Origin of the sequence: Shinella sp. NM-101 (assembly GCF_021401195.1) — a bacterium.
In the GTDB taxonomy this organism is placed as follows: Bacteria; Pseudomonadota; Alphaproteobacteria; order Rhizobiales; family Rhizobiaceae; genus Shinella.
Map to the genome: position 1 here is coordinate 98,126 of NZ_JACBFT010000008.1, position 19,281 is coordinate 117,406.

The following is a 19,281-nucleotide window of genomic DNA, read 5'->3' on the forward strand; positions in this document are numbered from 1 at the left end:
CAGAGGCAATTCTCAATGGAAATATCAGGCCACGTGGAGTGACCCCCTCGGGCTGGACCGCAGGAAACGAAAAACTGATACGCTCTGTGGGCCTCAATGGGAGAAGGCTCATGAAGTCCCGAGGTCATATCGACGGCATTCGACGCCGTTCAAGTTGCAGCTTTGCCAAGATATCCGAAACGGCGTTATCGGGCGGCGCGACGCACAGCGCACGTATGGCGTTTCGGACAACCTCATCCAATTGTGGCTGACGCAGTTTGATCGCGGCGAACTGAACGATGAGGAGGCTGAGGCCAGCGTCATCGCCGAGTACGAGGCCCACATTGCGGCGCTCGAACGCAAGGTCGGCCAGCTCACGATGGAGCTGGACCTGGTTAAAAAAACTCCTCATCAGCCGATCGCAATGCCAGAACGCGTGAAGGCTGCATGCCGAAGCGACGCAGGAACAACTGGGAGAAATGGCTTGGATTGCTGTAACCGACGGCATTCGCAGCCTGCGTTACGTTCATCTCGCCGCTCTCGATAACACGACGGGCTTCCAGCAGTCGCTGCTCTTTAAGGAAAGCATAGACGGCAAAGCCATAGAGGCTCTTGAAGCCGCATTTCAGCCGCTTCTGCGTCAGCCCCACCTCGCCGGCGAGATCGTCCAGCGTCCACGGACGTGCTAGCTCCGCGATCAGCAGGTCGCGGGCGCGCTGAAGCGGACGGCGGTCGCGCGGCGGGACAGTCTGCGCTGGCGGGGTGCGGCGCATCGCGGCGATGGACGCATTGATGATGTCGAGGGCGCGCGCCTCGAAGGCGAGATCGTCGCTGTCCACCATGGCACTGTCAAACAGCGCGCGTGCAACGGCCAGAAGATCCGGCGGCACCGGCAGCACGCCGACCCAGGTGCCATTGCCGGACGCCATGTGCAGCGCATGATGCTCGTCAAGATTGGCGAGGAGATCACCTGCGCCAAGCTTCTGCCAGAGCCCGATATCGACCCGGATGTCCATCCCCTTGAAGCGGGTGCCGACCGGCACATCGTAAAGCCCGACGGAACCCTGCGGCGCCGCCATCATATAGATGCGGCCCGGCCGGTAGGGGATCGATGACAGCCGCTGCTCGGCGTCGCTGCCCAAAAGCCATCCCTGACCCGAAGCTTCGAACAGAAAGTCGATGGCAACACAGGGCTCCGTCGCGAAGCGGCCGACAAAATCGGCACCGATCACCATGTCGAACACCGAAATGGTGAGGCCCGGTCGCACGCCGAGGATCTTGTAGGCGCCCTCGGTCGATGTCGCGGAGAAACTCGAGTCGGCCGGGCTCGGGCCAAGCACGACCACATCGTCCTGATCGGACTGCGCCAGAGCGCGCTGTTCCACACGGAGATTCATCTGCTCACCAAATAATAGACCCGATCGCAATATCCCTGAACCTGATTACAATAGTCAAGTTTTATACATCAGCCTAGTGAGGTCGCGAATTGCATTGCGAGGGGTCATGTCGACTGCTTTTACGAATTTTGCCGGACGCTCGGCAAGCTGGGCCGTGCTCGGCCTGCTGGCCGGGCTCTATGCCGCCCAGTCCGTCACGGGCTCCATGGTGCAGACGGCCCTGCCCGTCGTGCTGCGCGATGCCAGCATGCCGCTCGACCAGATCGGCTATCTTGCCGTGCTCTTCCTGCCCTGGGCGCTGAAATTCCTCTGGGCGCCGCTGATCGACCGGTTCCTCAGCGAACGCAGCTGGATCCTGCTCTGCCAGTCCGGCATCATCCTTTGCTTCCTCGCCGCCACTGCCCTTCCGCCGCAAACCCATATGGCAGCACTCGCCGCTGTACTGCTTGTCATGGGCGTTTTCGCCGCCACGCAGGATATCGCCACGGACTCCCTCGCCGTCCGGGCTTCCGACGCAGAAACGCGTGGGCTTGCCAGCGGTGCCTCGACGGCCGGCGCCTATCTCGGCTTCCTGATCGGCGGCGGGCTCTGGCTCGTCGTCTACCAGCATGCAGGATGGACGGTTTCCATGGCTGCGATGGCCGGTTTCGTCTGCCTGCTCACCATTCCGGTTTTCCTTTGCAGCAACCTCGCCGGTCCGCGCATGCGGGCCGCGTCCACCGCACAGGCGGTCGGCTTCAGGAAAACGATCCGAAATCGTGCCCTGATGTATGGCCTCGCCTTCCTCGTCGTCTACCAGATTGGCCTTCGCATGGGCTCGGCGCTGACCGGCCCCTATCTGGTCGACAAGGGCATCGCACTGGATACGATCGGCCTGCTGCGCGGCGCCGGCGGCGCTGTCGCAGGCTTCATCGCCTCCTCGCTCGGTGCACTCCTTGTACAGGCGGCAGGGAGTACACGGTCGATCGTCATCGCCGCGATCCTCAATGCCCTGCTGCTTCTCGCCCTTGCCGCTACAGAATTTACCGGCGTGGCCACGCCGACGCTCGCGCTCGGCATCCTCCTGGTGCAGGTCGGTGCTGCCGCCTTCTCCTTCGTCGCACTCTACGCGGCCATGATGAACTGGTGCAACCCCGAGCAGACGGCGACGGACTTTGCAGCACTCCAGAGCATCGATGCGATCCTCGCCATTGGGGCTTCCTCCGTGGCCGGCGTGCTCGGCAATGCCTTCGGCTATGGCTGGCTGTTTGCCGCCTCGGCCCTCTTCATCCTCGCCGCCATCGTCCTCGCGCCCCGCACACTCGGCGCCTCCGCGAAGGCGTCACAGAATTTTGCACTTCCAGAAAAGGTATCGGAACCATGATGCGTCACCGCTTGCCCGGCGTTTTCCTCCTCGCCCTTGCCGCCAGCCTCTCCCCGCAGATCTCCGCGGCGCAAGACACCGCCGAGACCTCGACGCTCGAACCGATCATCATCACCGCAACGAAGCGCAGCGAGGACTATTTCCTGCTGCCGTCCGCGACGGACATTGCCAATGCCGACGAGTTACTGACGCGCGATATCGATACGGTGGCCGATCTAGACCGTATCTTCCCCGACGTGAACATCCGTTCGCGCTCCAGCCGCACCTATGCCAACTTCACCATTCGTGGCCAGGCCTCGCTCGATTTCTATAATCCGAGCACGCAGGTCTATGTCGATGGCCTGCCGCAGGACAGCTTCAACCTGACCCGCTCCCTGCCGGGCGAACTCGAAAGCGTCGAGTTGCTCTATGGTCCGCAGGGATCGCTCTATGGCCGCGGTGCAATCGGCGGCGTCATCAATATCGTCACCCGCAAACCCGATAGCGAGGCACGCATCGGCTTTGATGCCGACCTCACGGATCAGGGCGCCGGCGGCACTTTCCATGCCAGCACGCCGATTATCGACGACGTTCTCTATGGTGACGCGAACTTTTCCTTCCTGAACGGAAACGATACCTACACAACAATGACCGGCGAAGATGTCGGCGGCACGCGGGACGTCAACGGCCAGGTCCGCCTGCGTTATGCGCCGACGGACAGCCCCTGGGACGTGACCGTCTCGGCGGGCCGAGGCCATGTGTCCTCGACGGAGGAGTACTTCGTCCTGGAATCGATGCTGAAAGATCGCATCGCCTACCCCGCACCGTCGCAATATGATCTCGACACCTGGAACTTCGGTATAAACGCCGCTTACGATCTCGGGTTCGCCACGGTTACGGCTTTGACGGGCTACCAGAAAAGCGATCTCGACCGCACGGTCTTCGGCACCTACACGCCGGAACGGCAGTGGACGTTGAGCCAGGAACTGCGCATCGCCTCCAATCCAGACCAGGGCAGCCCGATCGACTATGTGGCCGGCCTCTACTACCAGCATCTCGATTTTACGCGGAGCGTGCCGGTTGCGAGCCAGACGTCGCAGCAAAAGATCGATTCCTATGCGCTGTTTGGCGATCTGACCTGGCATCCCACCGACCGGCTCGACATCTCGCCCGGTCTGCGCCTGGATTATGAACATGCGGCGGCCGAAGCGGCCGGCGGCGTGAATTTCAACGACGACAACAGCTTTACCGCCCTTTCGCCGAAGCTGGGCGTCAGCTATGGCTTGAGCGACGAATGGCGCGCCTATGGCCTTCTCAGCACCGGCTTCAAGGCGGGCGGCTTCACGCGCAATGTCACCTCCACCAACAACGCCTTCACCTACGACCCCCAGCACACCTACAACGGCGAAGTGGGGCTGAAGTATCGCGACGAAGCCGGCACGCTGGAGGCGCAGCTCTCCGCCTACTACAACATCACCAAAGACTATCAGATGTTTGTCGATGTGCAGCCGTGGCAATACCTGCAGAATGTCGGCGAGGTCATGTCCAAGGGCATCGACCTGAAGGTACGCGCTAAGCCCACCGAAGAACTCGGCATCACCGTGGGCCTTGCCTACAACCACACGCGCTTTACCGACTACAAGAACCCGGCAACACCCGGCACCGACCTGACCGGCAACACTGTGCCCTATGCTCCTGAGTTCACGGCAAACCTCATGTTGGACTATCGCGTCGAGATGTCCAACGGTCGCGGAGCGCTCGTTCCCTATGTCGGTCTCACCTATGTCGGCAAGCACTATTTCGACGAGACCAACACGATCGGGCAGAAGGGCTATGCGCTGGCGGATGTCGGCGTGAAGTGGGAAATCGACGAAAAGGTCACGGCCGAAGCCTTCGTCACGAATGTCTTCGACAAGACCTACACGACCTATGGCTTCCAGTATCCCGGCCTCGGCAATCTCTACCAGCTCGGTCAGGGTCGCACGATCGGCGGCCGCATCAACATGACGTTCTGAGGAGGCCCCATGCGTATCCTCATTGTCGGCGGCGGGCCTGCGGGCCTGACCTTTGCCGCCTGCCTGCTGCGCCATGGCATCGAGCCCGTCATTGTGGAAAAGGCCCCGCGCGGCCGCACTGGCGGTTATTCCATCGGCCTCCATGTCAACGGCTGGCGCGTCGCGGAGAAGCTTGGTCTTGTCGAGGCGTTTCGCGCGAAGGCCATGCCGCTCGGTCCCGCACACCACCTGGACAAACGCGGACGCAAGCTCTTCTCCTACGACTACCGCGTGCTGGCGAAGGCGGCGGAGGGCCGCCTCCTCGCCGTCATGCGCAACGACTTCCAGGAGATCCTGAATGATGCGGTCGAGGGGCAATGCCCTGTCCACTACGAGACCACGGTTACGGCGCTCGAAGATGACGGCACCGGTGTAACCGCCACATTCTCCAACGGTAATCGCGACCGCTTCGACCTCGTCATCGGCGCAGACGGCTATCGCAGCGCCGTCCGCGCCCTGGCCTTCGGCCCGCACAAGGATTTTCTCCGACCGCTCGGCTACCGCGCCAGCGCCTGGCGTGTGCCGCTGGCCAAGCCACTCGGTGCGAGCTTCGTCGGCATGATGGATATCGACCACCAGGGCGGTCTCTACGCTGTCGGCGACGGCACGGCGGCCACCTTGTTCTGCTGGCGGGACGAGCGGACGGATCGCCTCGATCCAGAGGCACGCCGCGCCATTCTCCAAAAGGAATTCGGCGATTGGCCCGAACCTGTCGCCTCCGCCCTCACCTCCGCAATCGACTGGGACGACGCCTTTTTCGACACGGTCTCACAAATCGAGGTCCCGAAATGGTCGAAGGGTCGTATAGCGCTGCTGGGCGATTCCGCCTGGTGTCTGACCTTTCTGGCGGGACAGGGAACGTCGACGGCTATGGCCGGCGCGTACATTCTCGCATCGGAACTCGCGAGAAAAAGCCTTCCGGAAGCGCTCGATAGCTACGAGGCGCGCATGCGGCCGCTGGTAACGAGGATGCAGGCGGTCTCGCGCAAGATCGGTGGCCACTACATTCCGCAGAGCACCTTCGGCATGCGTATGCAGTCGTGGATCCTGCCGATCATGCTGTCGCCGCTCCTTATCCGGTTCACGTCGAGCCGGCTGGCGGCACCCCCGGTGGAACTTGACTGAGCCCTCCGCCACCTCAGTCACAAGCACGCTGGCACGAGACGTGGAGCGATAACCACCTTCGAGCGCTTGCTGAAAGCGCATATCAAAACAGCAGGGCTGAAAATCAGCCCTGCGCTATCTTCCAGCGGCGCATTTCGGCCGAACGCATCCACAGCCGCTGGTAGGTCCGCGACGAGGCCAGCAGGGCTTCGTGGCTGCCGCTGGCCTCAATCCTTCCGCCGTCGAGAAGCACGATCCGATCCGCCGCAACGATCGAAGGAAGATCGTGGGCGATGACGAAAAGACTACGGCCGACGGCAAGGGCTGATATGGCGCGCTGGATCGCCTCTTCGTTTTCCGGATCGAGCGCTGACGTCGCCTCGTCTAGAATGACGATCGGCGCGTCCTTCAGGATCGCCCGGGCGATGCAGATCCGCTGGCGCTCGCCGCCGGAAAGCCGGGCACCGAGCGCACCAACGCGGGTCCGGTAACCGAGCTCGAAGCCCATGATCGCGTCGTGTATCGCAGCAGCTCTGGCGGCGGCCTCCACCTCTACATCGGTAGCAAACGGCCTGCCGACGCGGATATTGTCCGCAATGGTTTCATCAAACAGCAGGGCCTCCTGGAAGACCGGGGCGATCACTGCGGCGAGCGCCCGGCTGTCCATATCGCGGATATCCTGACCGCCGATCAGGATTCTGCCGCGATCCGGCTCCCAGAATCGCATGAGGAGTTGCATGCAAGTGGTCTTTCCGCTGCCATTGGCACCGATGAAAGCCGTCATGTCTCCCTGCGTCGCCGTGAACGAGATGTCCGCCAGAGCGGGCGCCGTTCGTCCCCGATGCGTGAAGGTGATATTTTCATAGCGTACGTCGAAGGTCCCGGGGCGAACCTCCCGGCCTACCGGAGGTAGCGGAACGGCGAGAAGCGCACCGACATTCTCGCGGCCGATCCGCGCAAGCTCCATCATGGCCGAAAGACTGGCAAAGTTTCGCGCCGGAACTGTCGCACAGACCACCAGAAGCGCCGAGATTGCGAGCCGGACAGCGTCAACGCCCGATGCATCGCCGAAGGTAAGAACCGCCAGGAAAATCGCAAACGCTGCCGCGAGGTCGATCACCATGCGAAACAGCACGGCAAGCGGTGTGACCTTGCGCACGCCGCGCCATGCGCCATCCCGCAGGCGCTCGACGGCGCGGCCGAAAACGCCGCTGGCATCCGCGCCATCGGCAAAAGCCCGCAGCACGGTAACCCCTTCGGCCTGCTCCTGCAGCACCAGCGACACCTCCGCCAGGCTGCGCGCCCGGCGTTCCAGCCCCACGGCAAGCCTGCGCCGGGCAAGGAGAAGAAGCGCCAAGCCCACTGCCATGCCGAGGACGGCCGACAATCCGGTAATCGGCCATACGACAACTGCGCCAGCGAGACAAATGGCAAGTGCAGCGGCGTTGGCGGCGATTTCCGGGCGCGTATGGGACGCATGGTTTTCCAGCCAGAGAACGTCCTCGGAGACGGCCTGCATGACCTTTGCGCCGCCGACGGCACGAAATGCACCGAGTGGCATGCGCACAAGGTGGCCCAGAATGGTGCGCCTCATGCCCACCCCGCCGTCATAGGCAAGCGCATAAAGCCGGCGTGAGGCGGGCCACAGCAAAAGGCGGCGCAGAAGGGCAATTCCGAGAAGAGCGACGATGCACCAAAAGGCCGCAGGGGCTGGATCTGCGTCGATCGCCTGCCACAGGAAAAATGCCGCGACGACCGGCTGGGCACCGAGCAGAATGCCATCGGCCACACGGCCGACCAGCCCTGCATCACCCACGGAACCGAAATCAGGAAGGCTGTCGTGCACGCCCATCAAACAGCTCCAGGCATTCGAAGAGTGAAGGATCGAGCGGCGGCATGCGAGCGCCATTGCCGCGCATAGGCCCCGTCCAAGGCCATAAGGGTATCGTGCGAGCCGCATTCGGTGATCCGCCCGCCCTCCAGATAGACGATACGATCGAAGTGGCGCACGGAAGACAGGCGGTGGGCGATGGCGATCACCGTCCGACCCGTAGCCAGCGCATTCAGGGCCTGCTGGATCTCGTATTGCCCGTCAGGGTCCAGATAGGCTGCCGCCTCGTCGAGAACGAGGATGGGCGCATTCTTGAGAAAAGCGCGGGCAATCGCGATCCGCTGCCTCTGTCCTCCGGACAAGCCCTCTGCCCGATGCAACACCGTGTCATAGCCAGCCGGCAGCGCGCGGATGAAGTCGTCCGCCCGGGAAAGGCGCGCGGCCTCGGCAATCTCCGCGTCGCTTGCCCCAGGACGCCCGATCGCTATGTTGGCGCGGATCGTTTGGGAGAACAGGAAGTTTTCCTGAAATACCGCGGTGAACCTCTCGGCAAGATCGGCTTGCGGAAAAGAGCGGATATCGCGTCCGCCAAGCGTGATACGCCCGGTATCGGGATCGAAGAAACGCAGAAGAAGCCGGGCGAGTGTCGACTTGCCGGAGCCGCTCGGCCCGACAAAGGCGATCTTCTGGCCGGCCTCGATGTCGAGATCGACGTCTTCGAGCATGAAACCCGTGCCATAGGAAAACCCAACCTTATCGAAACGAATACTCTCGCCCCCGGCAGCCGCGCTTTCGAGCAACGGCAGGTCCGGCAATCGGAGCAAGGCGTCGACGCGGACAAGCGATGCCTCCTGAATCCGGAGGCGCCCCATCGCGCCGAAGAGACGAGCGCCGATGGAGGACAGGAAGAAAGCCCCCAGCAGAAAGAATACCAGAACGGCGATGCCATCCGGCAACGCATAGAGCCAGAGCCCCAGCGGGGCGACGAGCAGGAGGCTGGACGTCGTGGCTAGGAAAAACCAGTTCGTCCCTGATGCAGCAAAGGCAAGCCACCGACCCACGGCATCTCCCAGTTCCTCAAATGCGCCCTCCGCCCGGCGCAAATTCTCAGGCGCTATGCCATAGGCCTTGATGACGGGCACCATGCTGACAGCTTCCTGCAGGGCTGTGTCCACCCCCGCCTGCGCGGCGACGAAGCGTGCCGACAGACCACCGTCACTGCGCAGAATGAATGAGAAGATGAGGAAGCCGGCAAGGACCGGCAAGGAAACGGCCAGCGCCAGACGCCAGTCAACAGCCAGCATGGCGAGGAGGATGAAGAGCGGCGCCACGAGGGCGGTAACCAGATCAGGGATCAGATGAGCGATGCCGTCCTCGATGCGCTCGACATCCTCCATAAGCGTGCGGCGAAGCTCGGCTGCATCAACGCGCTGGATGGCGCCAAGGGGCGCGGACCATAGCTTCCGGCCGATGGCAAGCCTCGTTTCCGCCTGGATATCGATCGCCGCGCGATGCGCAAGAAGGTTGGAGGCCGTTTGCAGAATGCAGGACAGGAATACCGAGCCCAAAAGGCCGGCGGACCAGAACAGCGCCCCACTCCGATCCACGGCGACCAGTGCGCCCACGGCGAGCGCGACCAGCGCCGCACCACCCGTTTCCAGGGCCGTGGAGATGGTCGCGAGCGCCATGATGATCCCCATTCGGCCACGCCGCCCCTGTGTGAGCGACCAGAGCCGACCGGCAGCGCCCTTTCCCGCCGCGTCGATCTCCTGTCCTGCCGCGCCCGGCACGCCTGCCTCAGTCCCGCTCATCGGACGCTCAGAACTTGACCTTGAAGCTGCCGCCGAAAGTCAGCGGATCGCCAGGAGAGACTAGCTTTCCGGTGCCGAGATCGGTGGCGACGATACGATAGTCGACATCGCCGATATTCTTGGCGAAGACATAGGCCGCATAACGGTCGTTCTCTAGCCCGGCATAGGCGTCCACGAGGCCGTAGCCCTTCTGGCTGATCGTGTTCTGGACATCGAAATAATAGCTGGAACGATAGCGATAGTTCACGCCGACCTTGCCGACGAGGTCGTCCCATCCGGTATCCCATTGATAGGTGACACCCGCTGCGGCGGTGAAGCGCGAAACGAACTGCTGCTGGTTGCCGCTGACATCAACCGTGCCGGAACCGTTGAGCGCCCGCGCGTTGCGATAGTCCTTGTAGGTCGCATCCGCATATCCGGCTCCAGCCGTAAGCGTCCAGTGATCGTCGAGATCGTAGGCGACCGACAGTTCGCCACCCCGGGATTCGCTGCGTGGAGCATTGGAAATCGGCGTTGCACCGGTCAGCGCATTAAAGCCTTGAACCTGTTGGTCGCGCCAATCGATGTAGAATATGGACGCCTCCACCTTAAGCCGGTCGTCGAGCGCTGCCGACTTCAGGCCGAGCTCGTAGCTGACGATGCGCTCGGAATCGTAGGCCCCCTCGTCTCCGAGACCGACGAAGCCCGAGTTGAAGCCGCCCGACTTGTAGCCGCTGGAAATGCCGCCATAGAGATCCAGCCCATCCATCGGCTCGAACTGCAGGCCAATGCGCGGCGTGACATAGGCTTCGGACAGCTTCGCGCTGTATCCCGGCGCAAAGGCCCCCGTCAGGCCGAGAAGCTGCGCCGTGGCATTGGCGTTGAAGTCATAATCGAAGGTCTTTCGATCATGGCCAACACGCAGGCCGCCAAACAGTTTCCACTGGTCGTTCAGGGCATAGGTGCCGTCCGCGAAGGCGGAGAGCGAAACCGTATCCGTATCGCCGCGGGTCGAAAGCGTCGCCTCGCCACCCGTGAAGGTGCTGTTGGCACCATAGACACGCGAGGCCTGGGAAAATTCGCCGTAGAGACCGGCGACCCAGTTCAAGCGTTCGTTGTCCTCGGAGACGTAGCGCACCTCCTGCGACCACTGGCGATAGCGGCCATCGAACGGGTTGTCCGCGCGGTAACGGAAATCCGTGAAGCCCATGGACTGGAAAAGCGCGTCATAGGCGGCGAAATAACCGAGCGGGAAGCCATTGCCGCCTACCTCCACAGCGCTTTTCTGGAAGCCGGTGATCGAGACGATCTTGTCACCATTGTCGAGCCGATAGGTCATCTGGCCCGAAGCGGTGGCGAGGTCGCTATCGATGCGGGTCGGGTCATCGACAGCGACACCGCGTCTGCCCTTCAGGAAATCCGCCTCCGGCATGCCGAACATCTCGCCGTCCAGCACCTGGCGTTCGATATCGACGATGCCGAGAAATTCCAGATTGTCGGTGATGCCCCCGGCGATGCTCAGGCGGCCATGCACGTCCTTGCCGCCGCCGAGATCGCTGCCATCCACCGTCGAATGAAGGAAGCCGTCCGTCTTGGAGGTCGAGAGAGCACCGCGCACCGCCCAGCCATTGTCACCGATCGGCGTGTTGAAGATGCCCGTCGTTCCAAGCGTGCCGAACCGGCCAAAGTCCACGCCGATTTCGCCGCCGGTATGATCCGGATCGGGAAGGTTGGAGATGATGTTGACGGAGCCGGCAATGTTGTTGCGGCCATAGAGCGTTCCCTGAGGACCACGCAGGATTTCGATGCGATCGACATCGAGCAGCGTGCCGCTATGGGCCTGCGCATTGCCGATACCCACGCCGTCAACATAGATGCCGACGGACGGGTCGCTCTCGATGAGGGCGGAACCGACACCGCGGATGGCCGTGAAGGAGGTGTAGAGCTTCGCCGTGACCGCCCCTGTCTGGGCATTCGGCTCGGCGGCGATTGCATCCTCGCGGCGCTTCGTCTTGCGCAGCGAGAGCGTTTCGCCCGTCTTCACCGCGATGCTGGCCGGCACGTCCTTGCTTTCGGCCTTGCGTTTTTGCGCTGTCACGATGATCGGCTCCAGGGCCGTTGCCTGGGTGGCCTCCTGAGCAAGAGCAAGAACAGGCAGGCTGACGCCAGCCAGAAGCGCGGCAAGGCCGATGGCGGTCTTCATTGATTAATCCTCGAACCCGATTTGGCGCGGATTATCATCATGGCGGGCGGGAGGGTCGAGGCGATCGGCTTATGCGTTTCGACAAAAAGCTTACGATTTTTATCCAGTTTAAAATCGTTCAAGATTTCAATCGGCTAGGCGGGTAGCTGAAATGCTTCGTAAAGGCGGCGGTGAAGTTCGCCGGGTGTTGGTAGCCGGCCTTGTAGGCCGCTTCGGCAATGCTCAATCCATCACGCAGGATGGCATTGCGACCGATCAGGAGTCTCCGTTCGAGAAGATATTCCCGCGCACTGGCGCCAAAGGCGCGCTGGAAATCCTGCTTGAGCTTGCTCTGGCTGATGGCGAAGCGGGTGGCGAGCGCGGCAAGGGAATCGATTGCCGCGGCATTGGCGTCGATATGCCGCCGGATTTCCAGCATGCGCTCCAGCGATTTCGCCGTGAGGCCAGCCGTCACGGCAACGTCGGACGGGCGGAATGCCTCGGCAAGGAAGCCGAGCAGGCTCATTGCGCTGGCATCGAGATGCACGTTGACGAAGGCGCCGACGGCGGATGGATTGAGCACCGACCACGCGATCTGCCGAAGCCGCGCGTCCAGCGGATGCCGACGGATCATGACGGGCTGGCGCATGGCACGCTGCATGGCCTCGAAGGTCGGATCATCCTTCATGGAAGAAAGGTTATGCTCTGCCCAGGTGGGGGTCAGGAGCAACTCCACGACGCGCACGGGCTGGTCGGGGTGGATGGTCATGCTAGTCGACTGGCTCTCGCCGGTGGAGGTGATCCATACCTCGTCCGGGCAGAAACCGCCCTCGATGCCCTCGGTCGTGTTGGTCGCATAGCCTTCGAGCACGACCGACAGGCAGATCGCGGGAAAGGTCCGGCTCTGGTAGGCAAGCGGCTGCTCCAGCGAGAGATCGGTAACGCCGAGGAACATGCCGGGGCCGACTTCGCGCCAGCGTCGCGAATCGACCTGCATTTCCGCCGGCTCCGCGATTGTCGCGGCAGCGGAAGGCTCGCCTCCGCACGAAGCGATTTCTGCCACGGCTCACCCTCCCTCGCCAAATCACAGCCCAAGTCGACGACCATTAACATGACTTAAATAGTCATGTTAATGGTCGTCGACGTAACCGGCTGAGAACCGTGTGACAAGTGGGAATGTGAGCAAACAAGACGATCGTGAAAACAGGCCAAATCGCGTCCACGGCCTGGCTGGTCGGTACGTCGCGATATCAGCATCCCTTTCTGTCAATGCAGAGGAAACCGAGCAGAATGCCGTGGCGCGGCTTTTCGAGAAGTGACATCGGCGAGATCGGCAGCAGCGTCGTGCTAGCCCGGCAGGCTCCTTCGGCGATCTCGATCTTGGCAAGATCATGGGCTCGGCAAGCAGAAATTCGAACCGGGCGACAGGAAGAAATCTCTTTGCAGGATCATAGCATTCAGCTTCCGAGACTACGTTTGCGGTCGAAAAAATACCTTGAAAGCGCAGACGATCAGGCGCTTTGCAAGTTTCGGAATATTCGATCGGATTCTCCTTGGACGGACCATGGCCGCATAACTCCGCCAAGGCTTTCGCCAACGGCCAGGCCCGCCTGAATCGCATCCTCGTGGAAACCGGATCCGAAATAGGACCCGCAGAACCAGGTATTGGCTTCCCCCTGCAGCGACCATAGCTGCCTTTGCGCAGCAAGCGTCGCGGCGTTGAAGAGAGGATGCTGGTAAATTCCGCGCCAGATCACCTTGTCCTCGGCGGGGGCGTGTAACGGGCTAAGCGTGACGAAGCACGGACGAGGATCTGAAATCCCCTGCAACCGGTTCATCCAGTAGGTGACACAGGGCTTGCGCATTACCGCGCGGTCACGTCCGGATTGGGCGAGGTAATTCCAACTTGCCCAGACACGCCTGCGGCTCGGCATCAAGGTTTCATCGCGGTGGAGGACCGTCTCATTGTCGCCATAGGCGAACGCACTCAACAGCTCGGCCTCGCGTGGGGAGCGGTCGGCAAGCATCGCCAGCGCCTGGTCGGCATGAGCGCCGATCACGGCGTGATCGAACCATTCGGCCTCGGCGCCGCCCACAGAAATCTCAACCGCGCCGTTGACGCGGCGAATGGCCCTGACCGGCGCGTTGGTCCGAATCCTGTCGCGGAATGGCGCCGTAAGACGCTCGATATAGGCACGGCTGCCGCCATCGACCGTTCGCCAGATCGGCCGGCGTACGAATTTCAACAAGCCGTGGTTCTCGCAGAAGCGCACGAAGGAAAGCGCCGGATAGTTGCCGATCTCAAGTGCCGGTGTCGACCAGATCGCAGCCGCCATCGGATAGAGGTGATCTTCTCGAAATGCCTGCCCGAAGCCGGCGCTGTCGAGATAGTCGTCGAGGCTTACCGAAGGATCGAGTTCGCGCACGCCGCTTGGTGCCTGGCGGTAGAAGCGCACGAGGTCGCGCAGCATCGACCAGAAGCGCGGGCTCGCCAGATTGCTGCGCTGGGCGAAAAGACCGACAAGGTTCGTGCCCGCATATTCCAGCTGCCCGCCGTCCATCGACACGGCAAAGGACATCTCCGACGCCTTGGTCGGCACATCGAGATGTGCAAATAGAGCCGTGAGATTGGGATAGGTCATTTCATTGTAGACGATGAAGCCCGTATCGACCGGAGCGCCGCCGGCATCCACCGTGTGAGAGTGGCCACCGATGCGGTTGTCCGCCTCGAAAACGGTCACATCGTGGCGCTGCGACAGCAGCCACGCCGCAGACAGACCGGCGATGCCCGTACCGACAACCGCGATTTTGAGTGGCCGACCCGATTGAGGAAAATGGCGCATGACGATCCTTTTGCGGCTTTCGAACTCTGGACAACTATCTGTATCCTCTACGAGCGCGGGAATCTGACGGATCACTGCGAAGGACCGATTTCTTGGAGTGTGATCCGCTTACGAAACTGCCGCGTAGAAGGACGCATGAATGAAGTTTTCAGCCCGATACAGATTGATCGCAAACCAGATGTGCCGACAGGACGGCGGCTTGCCGTGGTGAGTTCAAGGGACACACAAAGCCCCCCCTCGCCCGGTGCACTTGTTGAAATGATGCTGAAGGTCGCGCAAGGTCGGGATCGTCAGGCTTTCGCCCTTCTGTTCCGCTACTTCGGGCCGAAGCTGAAGACCTTCTTCCTGCGCTGGACGATGTCGTCCGCAGCCGCGGAGGATCTCGTTCAGGAGACGATGCTGACCGTCTGGCGCAAGGCATCATATTTTGATGCGGAACGCGCGGGGGTCGCGACCTGGATCTTTACGGTCGCGCGCAACATTCGCATTGACCATCTGCGACGGCAGAGGGATCCGTCGGCCCTGCCCCCGGATCCTGAAAACGCGGCGGATACGGTCGAGGACGGAATACTCGGCGCCGAGCGCGATGCGCGGGTACGCGACGCACTGACCGCGCTCTCGCCCGAACAACAGACGATCATCCGCCTCTCGTATTTCGTTGAGAAATCGCAGACTGAAATCGCCGATGAATTGGGTATCCCGCTCGGCACCGTGAAATCTAGAACACGCCTCGCCATGAACCGGCTTCGCGGGCTGCTGGAAGACAAATCATGACCACCACACATCACGCAACCGACGAGACCTTGATGCGCTATGCCGCCGGCACGCTTGCCGCCGCGCCCGCCATCGTCGTCAAGGCGCATCTGGCAAGCTGCCCGGCCTGTCGCGTCCGCATCGGCGAATATGAAGCGCTGGGCGGAGCGCTCCTGGAGGAAACGGAACCGACACAGATGTCGGCAACCGCACTGAACGACGTACTCGCCATGCTCGATGACGAGGATGCCGCCCCCACCCTCCTCGCACCGCCGCCGCTGGCACCGGCGGAGATTGAAGGCATTCGCCTGCCGGACGCCTTGCGCGGCTGCGAAATCGGACGCTGGCGCTGGATCGGGCCTGGCATGAAGATGAGCCGGGTCGGCGTGCCGCAGGATCCGGACGCCAATCTCATCCTTCTCAAGGTCGGCCCTGGCCGCGCGCTCCCCGACCACGGGCATGTCGGCACCGAGTTCACCTACATCGTGTCGGGATCGTTTTCCGACCGGTTTGGAACGTTCCGTCCAGGCGATCTTGCTGAAATGAACGAGGACGTCGAGCACCAGCCGATCGTCGATAAAGACGGCGAGTGCATCTGCCTCGCCGCCCTGGAAGGCAAGATGCGCTTCAAGAACGTCATCGGCCGCATGCTTCAGCCGATCTTCGGGATCTGAACCATGTCGGCGGCGGCGCTCTTCCTTCTTCTGGCCGCCGCTGTCTCGCTGGGCATGACAGCCGTCTGGTTCGCGGTCATGAAGGGGGCAGAATCCGGCTGGGTCGATACCGTATGGTCCTTTCTCGCGGGCTTGGCCGGCCTCGCCGCAGCACTTGTTCCGGTTTCAGGCTGGGAGGGCGATTGGCAGCGGCGCCTTCTCCTGGCAGCGGTGGCCGCGCTCTGGTCTTGTCGTCTTGGCCTCCATATTCTGCGGCGCACGCTGAAGGGCGGTGAGGATCCTCGCTACGCGAAACTCAAGGAGGAATGGGGCGAACGCTGGCGCTGGCGTCTCTTTCTGTTTCTGCAGATCCAGGCCGCCGCCGCGCTTCTCCTCACCACGACGATCTTCGCCGCGGCACGCAACCCCGCCACGGGCTGGCAATGGAGCGATATTGCCGGCATTGCGATCATGCTCATCGCCGTCGTCGGGGAGGGCATCGCCGATGCTCAGCTGGCGCGGTTTCGCGGTGACGACGTCAACAGGGACAAAGTTTGCGATATCGGGCTCTGGGGCCTGTCGCGTCATCCCAACTATTTCTTCCAGTGGCTCGGATGGGTTGGTTATGCAGTCGTGGCTATCGGCCCTGCCGGCGGTTGGGGCTGGGGTTGGCTGGGGCTTGCAGGCCCCGCCCTGATGTATTGGCTGCTGGTGCATGTTTCAGGGATTCCGCCGCTTGAAGCGCACATGATGCGTTCGCGCGGCGCCGCCTTCACCGCTTATACCAGGCGCGTCAACGCCTTCTGGCCGGGCGCGCAAAAACGGGAGCAGACGACATGAACCTTGCCGTGACCGCCATCACCGCCGCCGAGCGGCTGCCCTTACCCGATCATGCCCTGCGCTTCGGTATCAGCCGGCTCGTCGGCCGCACGCGCCGGCTACTGGCGGAGGGGACCGGTCCGACGGACCGGGACTTTGCGCGCTCCATGAGCGACTGGCCCATCGCCGTGCACACCGCGGACACCAATGCCCAGCATTACGAAATTCCCGCGGCATTCTTCTCGCTGGTGCTCGGCCCGCGCCGCAAATATTCATCCTGCCTTTATGCCTCGCCCGCCACGACACTCGCGGAGGCGGAAATCGCGGCCCTGGAAGAGACATGCCTTCACGCGGACCTCGCCGACGGGCAGGACATCCTCGAGCTCGGCTGCGGATGGGGTTCCCTCTCGCTTTTCATGGCAGAGCGCTTTCCGTCCGGTCGCATCGTCTCCGTTTCGAATTCCTCGTCGCAGCGGATCTATATCGAGGCGGAGGCCAAGCGCCGCGGTCTTCGCAATCTGAGCGTGATCACCGCCGACATGAACACTTTCTCACCGGTCGGCACCTTCAACCGCATCGTGTCGGTGGAAATGTTCGAGCACATGTCCAACTGGCGCTCCCTGCTCAAGCATGCACGCGGCTGGATCCGCGACGACGGCCGGCTTTTCCTGCACGTCTTTTCGCATCGCAAGGCGGCCTACCGCTTCGACCATACCGACAAGGCGGACTGGATTGCGCAGCACTTCTTCACGGGCGGTGTCATGCCCAGCCACGGACTGGTTCGCGAATTCGACGACAGTTTCATTGTCGAGCGGGACTGGCGTTGGAACGGCAAGCACTACGAGCGCACCGCGCGGGACTGGCTCGACAATTTCGACCGAAACCGCGAGGCGGTCCGCTCCATCTTCGAGGCGACCTACGGCAAGGACGCATCCATCTGGATGCGGCGCTGGCGGATGTTCTTCCTCGCCACGGCCGGGCTCTTCGGCCATGCCGATGGGGAAGAATGGGGTGTGAGCCACTACCGCCTCAGCCCTGCCGGCATGGGCCAGTGATCTTCCTCCTCAAACGCCTCGCCGCGATGGTGCGGGCCTATGCGCACCACCCCGACCCGCGTGTCGCTGCAGTGAACGTGATTTCCTTGCTGGTCGCGTCGAACCAGCCCTTTTACCCGCTCTATGTCTGGTGGCTGGTGAGCGCCGAGATCACCGCCGCCTGGTTCACGTTTCTGTCAACGCCGTTCTTTCTAGCCGTGCCGGCCGTGGCGCGCCGGAATGATGTGGCAGGGCGGGCTCTGCTGCCGCTGGCGGGGATCGGCAATACCGTGCTTTCGGCATGGCTCTTCGGCACGGCCTCGGCGGTTGAAATCTTCCTTGTTCCATGCGGGGTCATCGCGCTTCTGCTGTTTCGTCCGCGGGAGCGCGTCGTCGCCCTCGCGCTTGCGATGCTGGCCTTCGGCGTTTTCCTTTTATTGCACAATGCCTATGGTCTGCCGCTCGCGCGGTATGACGCAGCGCAATACGCCGCCCTGGCGCGGCTCAACCTCGTGAGCGCAGGCATGCTTACTGCCTTCGTCGCCATCCTGTTCTCAGGGGTTCTGGCGCAGGCTGAACGGTCAGCCGATGCGGCTCGCCACGAGAAATCCGGCTGATGCGCCTGTCGCGGTAACGAAGGACCCCCAGGGAATATCGGCGAGCGTGACGGAAAGAGGCCAGTCCCTGAGCGTCGCCTGGTTGGTGAGGTCATAGGTCGCGTAAGCCACCAGACCGAGGATCGCACCATTCAGCGCAGCCTTGCCGAGCCCGCCCCCGTCGAGCGCGGGCATCACGGCGAAAAACACGATGCCGGCAACATAGATGAGATAGAAGACAATGGCCGGCGCCAGATGAAACTGCGGCGCCAGCTTGTCGCCCAGGAGCGGCCGATACAGCATATCCGCCATAGTGGAGAGCCAGATGGCATCGACAATCAGAAAGGCGATGCCGGTCGCCAGATAGGCGATGACGATAGGTTTCATACCGATGTCTCCCAGGACGTTTCTCGACATTTCTACGCCTTTGTCGCTCCGACGGATCACTTCGGGTGAACCGATCCGCCCGCGCGTGCGTATTCAACGAAAAGCAACGAGGATGGACCGATGAGGATAGCCGTTCTGACTGCATTTTCCGCCCTGATGCTGACTGCCGCGGCGTCCCACGCGCAGCAGTCAGCCGATCCGAGCGGCATCTGGCTGCGCGACGACGGGAACGCGCGTGTGCGCATTGCGCCATGCGGCAGCAATATATGCGCCACCAATCTCTGGATCCGGGATACCAGCAAGGGCGAAGAGGCCGGCGACCGCCTGATCATGTCGCTTCAGCCCAAATCGCCGGATACATTAACCGGCACCGCCTTTGATGCAAAACGCGAACGCACCTATTCGATCACGGTGCAGGTTTCCGACAATTCGCTTCTAACGCGTGGCTGTATTCTCGGCGGCGTGCTTTGCAAGAACGTGCGCTGGCAGCCGGTACGATGATGAACGGAAAGAAGCA

General features: G+C 62.3%; 17 protein-coding genes. 9 read left to right on the top strand and 8 right to left on the bottom strand.

The window, feature by feature from the left end; all coding sequences use genetic code 11:
* Positions 1 to 124 precede the first annotated feature (124 nt).
* The gene (locus L0976_RS16305; protein WP_234188324.1) at positions 125 to 391 is read right to left on the bottom strand and encodes a hypothetical protein; all 267 of its coding nucleotides are present in this window, start codon (positions 389 to 391) and stop codon (positions 125 to 127) included.
* A complete protein-coding gene (locus tag L0976_RS16310; protein ID WP_203316381.1) occupies positions 375 to 1,376 on the bottom strand; it encodes an AraC family transcriptional regulator in 1,002 nt (333 codons plus the stop codon). The genes L0976_RS16305 and L0976_RS16310 overlap by 17 nt, the downstream gene beginning before the upstream one ends.
* A 106-nt stretch (positions 1,377 to 1,482) precedes the next feature.
* Between L0976_RS16310 and L0976_RS16315 the strand changes: the two genes are divergently transcribed.
* Genes L0976_RS16315 through L0976_RS16325 form a run of 3 tightly spaced genes read left to right on the top strand, consistent with a single transcriptional unit; the run spans position 1,483 to position 5,897 of the window.
* The gene (locus L0976_RS16315; protein ID WP_234188325.1) at positions 1,483 to 2,739 is read left to right on the top strand and encodes an MFS transporter; all 1,257 of its coding nucleotides are present in this window, start codon (positions 1,483 to 1,485) and stop codon (positions 2,737 to 2,739) included.
* A complete protein-coding gene (locus tag L0976_RS16320) occupies positions 2,736 to 4,733 on the top strand; it encodes a TonB-dependent receptor (protein ID WP_234188326.1) in 1,998 nt (665 codons plus the stop codon). The genes L0976_RS16315 and L0976_RS16320 overlap by 4 nt, the downstream gene beginning before the upstream one ends.
* A 9-nt stretch (positions 4,734 to 4,742) precedes the next feature.
* Positions 4,743 to 5,897, top strand: a complete 1,155-nt coding sequence (locus L0976_RS16325) for an FAD-dependent monooxygenase (RefSeq protein ID WP_234188327.1) — start codon at positions 4,743 to 4,745, stop codon at positions 5,895 to 5,897.
* A gap of 103 nt (positions 5,898 to 6,000) precedes the next feature.
* On the opposite strand, the gene L0976_RS16330 is transcribed toward L0976_RS16325, so the two are convergent.
* From L0976_RS16330 to L0976_RS16350, 5 genes are all read right to left on the bottom strand, one after another.
* The gene (locus tag L0976_RS16330) at positions 6,001 to 7,728 is read right to left on the bottom strand and encodes an ABC transporter ATP-binding protein (RefSeq protein ID WP_234188328.1); all 1,728 of its coding nucleotides are present in this window, start codon (positions 7,726 to 7,728) and stop codon (positions 6,001 to 6,003) included.
* Entirely contained in the window at positions 7,728 to 9,518 is a 1,791-nt protein-coding gene (locus tag L0976_RS16335) for an ABC transporter ATP-binding protein (RefSeq protein WP_234188329.1), read from the bottom strand. The genes L0976_RS16330 and L0976_RS16335 overlap by 1 nt, the downstream gene beginning before the upstream one ends.
* Before the next feature lie 7 nt (positions 9,519 to 9,525).
* Positions 9,526 to 11,700: a TonB-dependent receptor gene (locus L0976_RS16340; protein WP_234188330.1), complete on the bottom strand. Its 2,175-nt coding sequence runs from the start codon at positions 11,698 to 11,700 to the stop codon at positions 9,526 to 9,528.
* A 118-nt stretch (positions 11,701 to 11,818) separates the two neighbouring features.
* Positions 11,819 to 12,676 (bottom strand): AraC family transcriptional regulator, encoded by an 858-nt coding sequence (locus L0976_RS16345; RefSeq protein ID WP_234188331.1) that lies wholly within the window; start codon positions 12,674 to 12,676, stop codon positions 11,819 to 11,821.
* A gap of 514 nt (positions 12,677 to 13,190) precedes the next feature.
* Positions 13,191 to 14,522, bottom strand: a complete 1,332-nt coding sequence (locus tag L0976_RS16350) for an NAD(P)/FAD-dependent oxidoreductase (protein WP_234188332.1) — start codon at positions 14,520 to 14,522, stop codon at positions 13,191 to 13,193.
* Positions 14,523 to 14,657: 135 nt separating this feature from the next.
* Here L0976_RS16350 and L0976_RS16355 point away from each other — a divergent pair, with 135 nt between their 5' ends.
* The 5 genes from L0976_RS16355 to L0976_RS16375 are packed head-to-tail and all read left to right on the top strand — an operon-like array spanning position 14,658 to position 18,398.
* Positions 14,658 to 15,296, top strand: coding sequence for a sigma-70 family RNA polymerase sigma factor (locus L0976_RS16355; RefSeq protein WP_234188333.1), 639 nt, complete (start codon positions 14,658 to 14,660; stop codon positions 15,294 to 15,296).
* Positions 15,293 to 15,949, top strand: coding sequence for a ChrR family anti-sigma-E factor (locus L0976_RS16360; protein WP_234188334.1), 657 nt, complete (start codon positions 15,293 to 15,295; stop codon positions 15,947 to 15,949). The genes L0976_RS16355 and L0976_RS16360 overlap by 4 nt, the downstream gene beginning before the upstream one ends.
* A 3-nt stretch (positions 15,950 to 15,952) precedes the next feature.
* Positions 15,953 to 16,768, top strand: a complete 816-nt coding sequence (locus tag L0976_RS16365) for a DUF1295 domain-containing protein (RefSeq protein ID WP_234188335.1) — start codon at positions 15,953 to 15,955, stop codon at positions 16,766 to 16,768.
* Positions 16,765 to 17,802: a cyclopropane-fatty-acyl-phospholipid synthase family protein gene (locus L0976_RS16370; RefSeq protein WP_234188336.1), complete on the top strand. Its 1,038-nt coding sequence runs from the start codon at positions 16,765 to 16,767 to the stop codon at positions 17,800 to 17,802. Before L0976_RS16365 ends, L0976_RS16370 begins: the two co-directional genes overlap by 4 nt.
* Positions 17,799 to 18,398 carry a hypothetical protein gene (locus tag L0976_RS16375; RefSeq protein WP_234188337.1) on the top strand — a complete coding sequence of 200 codons (600 nt, stop codon included), beginning with the start codon at positions 17,799 to 17,801 and terminating at the stop codon, positions 18,396 to 18,398. Before L0976_RS16370 ends, L0976_RS16375 begins: the two co-directional genes overlap by 4 nt.
* Here the strand turns inward: L0976_RS16375 and L0976_RS16380 are convergent.
* On the bottom strand, positions 18,363 to 18,764 hold the full coding sequence (locus L0976_RS16380; RefSeq protein ID WP_234188338.1) for a DUF2177 family protein: 402 nt from the start codon (positions 18,762 to 18,764) through the stop codon (positions 18,363 to 18,365). The two genes, L0976_RS16375 and L0976_RS16380, sit on opposite strands and share 36 nt — an antisense overlap.
* Positions 18,765 to 18,884: 120 nt before the next feature.
* Between L0976_RS16380 and L0976_RS16385 the strand changes: the two genes are divergently transcribed.
* The gene (locus L0976_RS16385; RefSeq protein ID WP_234188339.1) at positions 18,885 to 19,265 is read left to right on the top strand and encodes a DUF2147 domain-containing protein; all 381 of its coding nucleotides are present in this window, start codon (positions 18,885 to 18,887) and stop codon (positions 19,263 to 19,265) included.
* Positions 19,266 to 19,281 lie beyond the last annotated feature (16 nt).

Excerpts from the sequence above, each read along its gene's own strand:
- L0976_RS16305 (WP_234188324.1), bottom strand. The coding sequence starts at position 391 with ATGAGGAGTTTTTTTAACCAGGTCCAGCTCCATCGTGAGCTGGCCGAC.
- L0976_RS16310 (WP_203316381.1), bottom strand. The coding sequence starts at position 1,376 with ATGAATCTCCGTGTGGAACAGCGCGCTCTGGCGCAGTCCGATCAGGAC.
- L0976_RS16315 (WP_234188325.1), top strand. The coding sequence starts at position 1,483 with ATGTCGACTGCTTTTACGAATTTTGCCGGACGCTCGGCAAGCTGGGCC.
- L0976_RS16320 (WP_234188326.1), top strand. The coding sequence starts at position 2,736 with ATGATGCGTCACCGCTTGCCCGGCGTTTTCCTCCTCGCCCTTGCCGCC.
- L0976_RS16325 (WP_234188327.1), top strand. The coding sequence starts at position 4,743 with ATGCGTATCCTCATTGTCGGCGGCGGGCCTGCGGGCCTGACCTTTGCC.
- L0976_RS16330 (WP_234188328.1), bottom strand. The coding sequence starts at position 7,728 with ATGGGCGTGCACGACAGCCTTCCTGATTTCGGTTCCGTGGGTGATGCA.
- L0976_RS16335 (WP_234188329.1), bottom strand. The coding sequence starts at position 9,518 with ATGAGCGGGACTGAGGCAGGCGTGCCGGGCGCGGCAGGACAGGAGATC.
- L0976_RS16340 (WP_234188330.1), bottom strand. The coding sequence starts at position 11,700 with ATGAAGACCGCCATCGGCCTTGCCGCGCTTCTGGCTGGCGTCAGCCTG.
- L0976_RS16345 (WP_234188331.1), bottom strand. The coding sequence starts at position 12,676 with ATGCAGGTCGATTCGCGACGCTGGCGCGAAGTCGGCCCCGGCATGTTC.
- L0976_RS16350 (WP_234188332.1), bottom strand. The coding sequence starts at position 14,522 with ATGCGCCATTTTCCTCAATCGGGTCGGCCACTCAAAATCGCGGTTGTC.
- L0976_RS16355 (WP_234188333.1), top strand. The coding sequence starts at position 14,658 with ATGAATGAAGTTTTCAGCCCGATACAGATTGATCGCAAACCAGATGTG.
- L0976_RS16360 (WP_234188334.1), top strand. The coding sequence starts at position 15,293 with ATGACCACCACACATCACGCAACCGACGAGACCTTGATGCGCTATGCC.
- L0976_RS16365 (WP_234188335.1), top strand. The coding sequence starts at position 15,953 with ATGTCGGCGGCGGCGCTCTTCCTTCTTCTGGCCGCCGCTGTCTCGCTG.
- L0976_RS16370 (WP_234188336.1), top strand. The coding sequence starts at position 16,765 with ATGAACCTTGCCGTGACCGCCATCACCGCCGCCGAGCGGCTGCCCTTA.
- L0976_RS16380 (WP_234188338.1), bottom strand. The coding sequence starts at position 18,764 with ATGAAACCTATCGTCATCGCCTATCTGGCGACCGGCATCGCCTTTCTG.
- L0976_RS16385 (WP_234188339.1), top strand. The coding sequence starts at position 18,885 with ATGAGGATAGCCGTTCTGACTGCATTTTCCGCCCTGATGCTGACTGCC.